The following is a 2,834-nucleotide window of genomic DNA, read 5'->3' as shown; positions in this document are numbered from 1 at the left end:
CCTGGGCCTGCACCTTGGGCGCCCAGGGCGTTCCGGTGTGCAGCATCTGGAACAGGAACGACGGCATCCACGGCGCGAACAGCACGGCGGAGGCCGCCATCGCGGCGAAGGCCCGCAGGGTCACCTGCCGGTACTGGGGCCGCCGCCGGGCCTGTAGCAGAATGAACGCCGCCACGGTGAAGATCAGTAGGAACGTCCAGTAGTGGGTGTAGACGAGGGCGGCGGTCGCCAGCGTCAGCATCGCCAGCCGTGCCGGCTCGGAGCGTTCCAGCGCCCGCACGGTCGCGAGCCCGAACACCAGCACCAACAGGACGACCAGCGAGTACATCCGCGTCTCGCTGCCGTAGCGGATCGCGTAGGGAGAGCAGGCGAACATCAGCAGGGTCGCCAAGCCCACCCAGGCGTCGGCGTCACGGCCACTGTTGCCGGCCTGGAAGGCTGTCCGGCCCACCCGCCGTCCGGCCAGCCACGCCGCCGGCAGCGTCGCCAGCGACAGCACCCCGGACAACGCCCGGACGGCGACGTCCCCGTCGCCGAACACCGCGATCCAGGCGTGCAGCAGCAGGTAGTACAGCGGCGGTGAGCCGTCGTGCCGCAGCGCGTCGAGCAGCTGTGGGACGGGGCGCGAGGCGATGGCGACCGTCAACGACTCGTCGAGCCACAGATGGCTGGGGGTGGCGAACCGCATCAGAGCGCCGGCGGCAACGGCGAGTATGACGGCGACTACCAGCAGCTGCGGGCTGGCCGCCGCGATCCGCGCCACGGCGGTGGTCGTGCGCGCGGTCCCGGGCGTGATGACCGTCCCGGTCGTGACATCGGCTGTGGCACTGTTCGCGGCTGTGGCCACGACCGCGGTCGCGGTCACGACCGCGGTCGCGGTCACGTCCACCGGCGTCTGGGGGCGGCGGGGACCCGAGAGCACCGCCGGCCCGGATCCGGTGTCCTGGCCGACGGTTGGACTCCCGGATGCGTCTACGTTCACCATGCCCCTCGTCTGCCACGATCTTGCCTCCTGTCAGAGAACCGCCTTCCGCCGGGTGGCCGCAGTCGCCTGCTGGCGGGGATGTACGCCCCGACACTTCAGACTGTCATCCGTTCGTCGCCATCCCGTACGCGGGCTGCCTCCCCAGCGGTCGCGCCGCCCGCCCGCCGCGCGTCGGACCCGCCCTTGGGCCTGCCGTCCGGCCCCCCGTCGGGATCTTCGTCGGGATCTTCGAAGCCGCCGGCGGTCTGCCCGGCGAGCAGAGCCGGGAGCAGCGTCGTGCGGCGCCGTCCGCCCGAGCTCCGCACGGCGTTGCGGATGGCCGGGCCGTTCACGGCCACAATCGACAGGTGGGCCTGCGCCCGGGTCAGCGCCGTGTAGATCAGCGGACGGGTGAGCATCCGGCCGGCCTCCGGCGGGAACACGGCGACGACGGCGGGCCACTCGCTGCCCTGCGCGCGGTGCACCGTCACCGCCCAGCCGTGCCGCAGATCACCGAGCACACCGGCGGGCACCTCGACGACGCCGCCGGGAAACGCGACCCGCAGCGCACCGCGTTCGCCCAGCGCGACGACGGTGCCGATCTCGCCGTTGGCGAACCCGACGTCGATATGGTTCGCCGTGGCCACCACACGGTCCCCGACGTCGAACCCGGAGACGGCGCCGCCACCCGGGTTCAGCGTGCCCTTCAACGCGGTGTTGAGCGCCCCGGTGCCCGCCGGACCGGCGTGCACCGGGGTCACGACCTGGATGTCCGCGACGGGAATGCCGAGCGCGCGGGGGATGGAGTTGGTGACGAGCTGGACGGTGCGATGCGCAGCCTCGCCGGAGCTGCCGGACGGCACCACCACGACCTCCCGGCCAGGCCCCGGCGGCGGCAGCTCCCCGCCGCGTACCGCGGCGGCCATCGTCGCGATGGCGCCGCCGTCAGCCTGCCGGTACAGCCGCCGCAGCTCGGTCACCGGGACCTCACCGGACTCGAGCAGGTCGGCGAGGATCTGCCCCGGTCCGATGCTCGGCAGCTGGGCCGGGTCCCCGACGAACATCAGGTGCGTGCCGTCCGCGCAGGCGTCGAGCAGCGCGGCGGCGAGCTCCGCGTCGAGCATCGACGCCTCGTCGACGACGACGAGGTCGGCGTCGATCGGGTGGTGCTCGCCGCGCGCGAACCCGCTGCCGCGCCCCTGGGCCTGCAACAGCCGGTGCAGGGTGCTCGCCGGTGCCCCGCACAGCTCCTCGAGGCGTTTGGCGGCCCGTCCGGTCGGCGCGGCCAGTGCGACGACCGCCTCGGCCGCCCAGGCCAGTCGTACGACGGCCGCGACCGTGCGGCTCTTGCCTGTTCCCGGCCCACCGGTGAGCACGCTGACGCCGGACTCCAGCGCGGCGCGCGCCGCCGCGAGCTGGACCTCGTCCAGCCCGGTCACCACCTCGTCGTTTGCCGGTCTGCCGTCGTTTGCCGGTCTGCCGTCGTTTGCCGGTCTGCCGTCGTTTGCGGGTCCGCCGTCGTTTGCGGGTCCGCCGCGGCCCGTCGCGGCGGCGTCCCGGTTCGTGTCCCCCTCGTCCTTGTCGTCGTCGAACGTCAGCGCGGTAGGAGGCGGGGCGGACACGGCCCGTCCCGCCGGATCGTCGTCGTCGACGGATCCCGGCCCGTCGTACCCAGGCCCGTCGTACCCCGGCCCGTCATCGGGTCGGCGGCGGGCTCTGGGGGCGCCCGCGCGCAGCGGCTCGGCGGTCGCCGTCAGCCGTTCGATGCCGTCCGCGACGGACTGCTCGGCCATCGCGTACCGCTCCAGCGCGATCCGGTCACCGACGGCGATGATCCGCCCGTCGTCGAGTGCCGCGGTCAGCGCCGCGC

Annotated in this window: 2 protein-coding genes; both read right to left on the bottom strand. The window is 73.9% G+C overall.

The features are described 5' to 3' along the window. A partial coding sequence (locus AC08ON_RS03185; protein ID WP_476616420.1) for a glycosyltransferase family 39 protein occupies positions 1-985 on the bottom strand: 985 nt, incomplete at its 3' end. 95 nt (positions 986-1,080) lie between these two features. Then, on the bottom strand, positions 1,081-2,834 hold a 1,754-nt coding region (locus AC08ON_RS03180), incomplete at its 5' end, for an ATP-dependent DNA helicase (RefSeq protein WP_476616419.1).

Source organism: Frankia sp. CoWAU3, assembly GCF_977971855.1.
The sequence above is the reverse complement of the archived record's forward strand: the minus strand, read 5'-3'. Positions and strand labels throughout refer to the sequence as shown.